This window comes from Protofrankia sp. CiP1_Cm_nod3 (assembly GCF_982290655.1).
In genome coordinates this window covers 62,945-68,103 of sequence record NZ_CEVIVD010000002.1, presented here as the reverse complement: position 1 = coordinate 68,103, position 5,159 = coordinate 62,945, and the positions used below count along the sequence as shown (strand labels likewise).

6 protein-coding genes are annotated in these 5,159 nt (G+C 72.5%); all 6 read right to left on the bottom strand.

Annotated features, from left to right (window positions below; genetic code table 11):
* Positions 1 to 118 precede the first annotated feature (118 nt).
* A complete protein-coding gene (locus AC5LUJ_RS01205) occupies positions 119 to 412 on the bottom strand; it encodes a hypothetical protein (RefSeq protein WP_250287078.1) in 294 nt (97 codons plus the stop codon).
* Positions 413 to 467: 55 nt separating this feature from the next.
* Complete coding sequence (locus tag AC5LUJ_RS01200) at positions 468 to 1,010, bottom strand: VOC family protein (protein ID WP_250287076.1); 543 nt, start codon at positions 1,008 to 1,010, stop codon at positions 468 to 470.
* A 145-nt stretch (positions 1,011 to 1,155) separates the two neighbouring features.
* Positions 1,156 to 2,085: a GTPase Era gene (era, locus tag AC5LUJ_RS01195; RefSeq protein ID WP_250287074.1), complete on the bottom strand. Its 930-nt coding sequence runs from the start codon at positions 2,083 to 2,085 to the stop codon at positions 1,156 to 1,158.
* Positions 2,085 to 2,891 carry a hypothetical protein gene (locus tag AC5LUJ_RS01190; protein WP_493464333.1) on the bottom strand — a complete coding sequence of 269 codons (807 nt, stop codon included), beginning with the start codon at positions 2,889 to 2,891 and terminating at the stop codon, positions 2,085 to 2,087. The genes era and AC5LUJ_RS01190 overlap by 1 nt, the downstream gene beginning before the upstream one ends.
* Positions 2,888 to 4,501 carry a hemolysin family protein gene (locus AC5LUJ_RS01185; RefSeq protein ID WP_445548312.1) on the bottom strand — a complete coding sequence of 538 codons (1,614 nt, stop codon included), beginning with the start codon at positions 4,499 to 4,501 and terminating at the stop codon, positions 2,888 to 2,890. The genes AC5LUJ_RS01190 and AC5LUJ_RS01185 overlap by 4 nt, the downstream gene beginning before the upstream one ends.
* A gap of 84 nt (positions 4,502 to 4,585) precedes the next feature.
* Positions 4,586 to 5,062 carry an rRNA maturation RNase YbeY gene (gene ybeY, locus AC5LUJ_RS01180; RefSeq protein ID WP_250287549.1) on the bottom strand — a complete coding sequence of 159 codons (477 nt, stop codon included), beginning with the start codon at positions 5,060 to 5,062 and terminating at the stop codon, positions 4,586 to 4,588.
* Positions 5,063 to 5,159: the final 97 nt, after the last annotated feature.

Below are 5,159 nucleotides of genomic sequence, written 5' to 3'. Positions count from 1 at the left end.
CCGAGGGTAGGTGAAAACCGCTGTCGGGACGACGTTTTCTACCTACAGAGGCGGAAGCCGTAGGTGGAAAACGTTGCTATGACCACGGATTTGACCTACGGCTCGCCTCCGCGTCCGGTCATGCGGGCGGGACGGTGGGGCGTTCGATCGGCGCGCCGTCGCCGGGGAAGGGGCCCTGGAGCCGCCGGGCGAGGTCGGGGTCGCTCCAGACCTCCGCGGTGGAGCGCCACTGGGCGAGCGCCCGGGCGAACGGCAGCAGCGTGCCCGTCTCCGCGCCAGCGGCGAGATGCCCTAGAAGATCATCGACGCACCGGCGACGCTCGGCTGCCGGCAGCCAGTGCGGCCAGGCAGGCTCCTCGGCGACCCGTTCCTCCACGAGGGCGCGCTCCTCGTGGGCGAGCGTGCGGAACATATGCGCAATTACCCCGTTCCTGTGCCCCGGCCCTGCTGGCCTCTCGTGGCTGGCGTCAAAAAGTACTCTCGGGCTGGGTGTCGCGGAAGCAGGCCACGTAGTCGCGCCAGACGAGTTTTGCCGCGAGGACGTCCTCGAAGGTGTACTGCTCGGTCGGGGTGTGCCAGTCCAGGTCGGTGGCGACGAACTGGAGCAGCGCGCCGAAGGTGAGCTTCGGGCGGATGTACGTCTGGCTCCACGCCGAGGAGGAGATGTCGAGGCCCGCCGTGGCGTAGCCACGGGCGCGCAGGCGGGTGTCGGTGTCGGTGACGTCGTCGACGATGAACGTCACGTGGTGCAGCCCGGGCCCCTTGCGCCGCAGGTTCTCGGCGAGGACGGAGTCCGCTCTGAGCGGCTGCATGATTTCGATCTTGAAACCGGGGAAACCGATGTGCGTCAGACGGATGCCCGTCTCGTCGCTGTCACCGCCCTTGATGAACACGCCACCGAGCGTGTCCAGCAACAGAGGTGCCGCCTCTGCCATGTCCGGCAGGGCGATCGCCACGTGGTCGATCCGCCTGCCCCCCACAGCGCCACCGGAGGACGTGTCCACGCTCATTTTCGAACAGGCCAAACAACCATTTGTTGAAAATCTCGCGACGCCGATCCCGAGGTCAAGTTCGTCGCCTCCGGGACCCGCGGCCTTTCGGCGCCGCGACCGTGGCCGGCCGCGCGGCCGCTGCCGGACACGCGGCCGTGGCCGGTCAGAAGCCGAGTTTGCGGAGCTGGCGGGGGTCGCGCTGCCAGTCCTTGGCGACCTTGACGTGCAGGTCCAGGTAGACGGGGGTGCCGAGCAGGGCTTCGATCTGGGTGCGGGCGCGCGTGCCGACGTCCTTGAGGCGGGCACCCTTCGCGCCGATGACGATCGCCTTCTGGCTCGGCCGCTCGACGTAGACGTTCACGTGGACGTCGAGCAGCGGCCGGTCCGCCGGGCGGTCCTCGCGGGGGATCATCTCCTCGACGACGACGGCGAGCGAGTGCGGCAGCTCGTCGCGCACCCCCTCCAGGGCGGCCTCGCGGACGAGTTCGGCGACCATCACCTGCTCGGGCTCGTCGGTCAGCTCGCCGTCGGGGTACAGCGGCGGGCCGGGCGGCAGGCGGCTGACCAGCACGTCCGCGAGCAGTCCCACCTGGAACGACGACACCGCGCTGACCGGCACCACATCGACGAAGTCCGCCAGCGCGCAGACCGCGAGCAGCTGCGCGCCGAGCGCGTCCCGGTCGGACACCAGGTCACTCTTGGTGACGACCGCGACCAGTGGTGTCCGCTTGGGCAGCCGGGCGAGCTCCCCGGCGATGAACCGGTCGCCCGGGCCCACCGCCTCGTTCGCGGGGACGCAGAAGGCGACCACGTCCACCTCGGAGAAGGTCGCGCGGACCACGTCGTTGAGCCGCTGGCCGAGCAGGGTCCGCGGCCGGTGCAGGCCGGGGGTGTCGACCAGGACGAGCTGGGCGTCGTCGCGGTGCACGATGCCGCGCACAGCATGCCGGGTCGTCTGCGGACGGCCGCTGGTGATGGCGACCTTCGAGCCGACGAGCGCGTTGGTCAGCGTCGACTTGCCCGCGTTGGGCCGTCCGACAAAACAGGCGAACCCGGACCGGAACGGTGCTCCGGCCTCCGCCGAGGCGGCCACTAGGTGGTCACCCGGCCCCGGGCCACCCCGTCGGAGCCGGCGAGGAACACCGGCACGCCGGTGCCGAACTCGCCCAGCACCAGCAGGTCGTCGACCTTCGGCGCACCCGGCACGCCCGAGCCCGGGGCGTCCGGCGCGCCCGGACCCGGCAGGCCGGCCGCGTTCGCCGCACCCGCGGCGTCGGCCGCACCCGCGGCACCCGCGGCGTCGGCCGCACCCGCGGCGTCCGGCCCGGACCCCGACAGTGGCCCGGCGAGACGGTCGGAGACGATCGCCGCCGCCTCGAAGCGGCGTGCCCCGCTGGATGCCGCCGCGGCGACGGCGGCGACGAGCGCGGAGACGGTCAGCCGCTCCCGCGCGTTCTCCACGGTCGCCGCCACGTAGGTCCGCCCGTCGGTGTCGCGGACGGCCGCGCCCTCGGCGGCCGCGGTACCGCCCCGGGGGACGTAGGCGCGCAGCCTCGCCGACCGGGCGAGGATCACGAGCTTGGCGTCCTCGGCCGACAGTGAGCCGTGATCGATCCGGGTGGCGGCCAGGCTGCCGCCGGGGACGGCGTCCCCGCCGGGCGCGTCCGGTCCGCCGCCGGCCCCGCGGTTGTCAGCACCGCCGTCGGCCCGTGTGCTAGCGGCCCGCGCGTTGTCGACCCGCGCGTTGTCGGCCCGCGCGTTGTCGGCCCGCGCGTTGTCGGCCCGCGTGCTGTCGACCCGCGTGCTGTCGACCCGCGTGCTGTCGACCCGCGTGCTGTCGGCCTGCGCCTCCAGGTCCAGCTCTGACACGCCGCCTGCCCCTGCCTTGTCGAAGATCATGTGCGCGCCCCGGAAGCGGCACGGCGCGTGACAGGGCCGGTGGCACCCGCCTCACCGCCCTGCCTCCGCCCACCGTCGCCGCCGACAGCACCCACGGTATCTATATCATTACCAAAAGCATTGCTCGTACCGCTCGTACCGTCCGTACGATTCTTACCGGTCCGGCCGTCACCGCCCTGCTCCCTGCCCGCCCGGCGACTGCCCGCGTACGCTGCCTCACCCTCGAAGCCCCCGGGGCCCCCGGCCGCCCTGGTGCTTCCGGGCCCGTCGCCCCGGGATGTGCCGCCGCCGGCCGCGTCACGCGTGGGCGTGGACGCGGACCCACCGGCGGTGGCGTTCCCGGCCTGCCCGGACGACCGCCGCACCACCACGGTACCGATCTGGTTGCGCCGGCCGGCGGCGCTCTCGGCGGTGAGCGTGACCACGCCGACGGTCGCCGTCGCCCCGGGCAGCGGCACCCGGCCCAGCGCGTTCGCCAGCAGCCCGCCGACGGTCTCCACGTCGTCGGAGCCGGGCAGCTCGTCCGTGCCGAAGAGCTCGCGCAGATCGTCCACGCCGAGCCGGGCGGTCACCCGGGCGGTGTCGTCGTCGATCCACTCCACCGGGACGATCTCGGCGTCGTACTCGTCGGTGATCTCACCGACGATCTCCTCGAGGATGTCCTCGATGGTGACCAGCCCGGCGGTCCCGCCGTACTCGTCGATGACGATCGCCATGTGGGTCCGGGACGCCTGCATCTCGCGCAGCAGGACGTCGGCGTGCTTGCTCTCGGGCACCAGTGCGGGTGGCCGCATGACGTCGGCGACGGGCCGGGTGTCCCAGCCCTCGCGCTCCCGGCCGACCATGTCCTTGAGGAAGGCGATCCCGACGACGTCGTCCACGCTCTCCCCGATCACGGGGATGCGGGAGAAGCCGCTGCGCAGCGCCAGCGAGATCGCCTGGGCGACGGTCTTCACCGACTCGATGTAGACCATGTCGGGCCGGGGGACCATGACCTCGCGCACCAGGGTGTCCCCGAGCTCGAAGACGGAGGCGATCATGTCGCGCTCGCCGCGCTCGATGACGGAGTTCTCCTCGGCGAGGTCGACGAGGTCGCGCAGCTCCGCCTCGGTGGCGAACGGGCCGTCGCGGTAGCCGGGGCCGGGGGTGACGGCGTTGCCGAAGGCGATCAGCAGCCGTGGCAGCGGCCCGAACATCCGGCCGAGCCAGCTGGTCAGCCCGGCGGTCGCGAGCGCGATCACCGGGGCGTGCTGGCGGCCCAGCGTCCGGAACACGACCCCGACGAAGATGTAGGCGAACAGGGTCCCGACCAGCGCGCCGAAACCGACCGCGATGAACCCGGCACCATAGGTATGCACCGCGATGACGGTCACGCACGCGGCGGCGACCATCTCCCCGACGATCCGCAGCAACAGCAGCAGCGCCAGGTACCGCCCCGGGTCGGCGACGATCGTGGCCAGGCTCGCGGCCCGGGGGCGCCCCGCGCGCACGAACCCCTCGACCGCGACCCGGGAGACCCTGGTCAGCGCGGCGTCGATGCACCCGATCCCGGCCGCGAACAGCGTGGCCAGCACCGCGAGCAGCAGCAGTGGAACATCACCGTAGCCCATTGGTCCGCCCTGTCAGCTCCCCCCACAGGCTCAGTGCGCGGCGCTCCGCTGGCCCGTCCGCTGCGTGGCGCTTCCCAGGCACGCTCAGCGCGTACCGGCGGCGCGGGCGGCGGCCCAGGCGGCCAGCAGGTGGGACTGCTTCGCCCACATCTCCCGCTCCTCGTCCGGCTCGGCATGGTCGTAACCGAGCAGGTGCAGGATGCCGTGCGTGCACAGCAGGTGCATCTCGTGCTCGGTCGAGTGCCCCGCCTTGGCCGCCTGCTTACGGGCGACCTCCGGGCACAGGACGACGTCACCGAGCAGCAGGGTCGGGTCGTCCTCGCCCGAATCCGGCGCGGACGGGTCGAACGCGTCGTCCTGGGGGAAGGCCAGCACGTCGGTCGGGCCCTCCTCACCCATGTAGCGGACGTGGAGCTCCTCCATGGCGACCTGCTCCACCAGCATGACCGACAGCTCCGCCAGCGGGTTGACCCTCATCGTGTCCAGCACGAACCGGGCGAGCGCGGTAAGGGTGACCTCGTCGGTCTCGACACCCGACTCGTTCGCCACGAACACGGCCATCAGTGATCCATCCTCATCCGGCGCCGCCGTCCGCGGCCCATCGTCGTCGGCAGGCCCATCATCGTCGGCATGCGCTCCGGTCCGCGAGCCGGCGGGC

Bases quoted from the DNA above. Each gene is read 5' to 3' on its own strand.
- AC5LUJ_RS01205 (WP_250287078.1), bottom strand. From the start codon at position 412: ATGTTCCGCACGCTCGCCCACGAGGAGCGCGCCCTCGTGGAGGAACGG.
- AC5LUJ_RS01200 (WP_250287076.1), bottom strand. From the start codon at position 1,010: ATGAGCGTGGACACGTCCTCCGGTGGCGCTGTGGGGGGCAGGCGGATC.
- AC5LUJ_RS01190 (WP_493464333.1), bottom strand. From the start codon at position 2,891: ATGATCTTCGACAAGGCAGGGGCAGGCGGCGTGTCAGAGCTGGACCTG.
- AC5LUJ_RS01185 (WP_445548312.1), bottom strand. From the start codon at position 4,501: ATGGGCTACGGTGATGTTCCACTGCTGCTGCTCGCGGTGCTGGCCACG.
- ybeY (WP_250287549.1), bottom strand. From the start codon at position 5,062: ATGGCCGTGTTCGTGGCGAACGAGTCGGGTGTCGAGACCGACGAGGTC.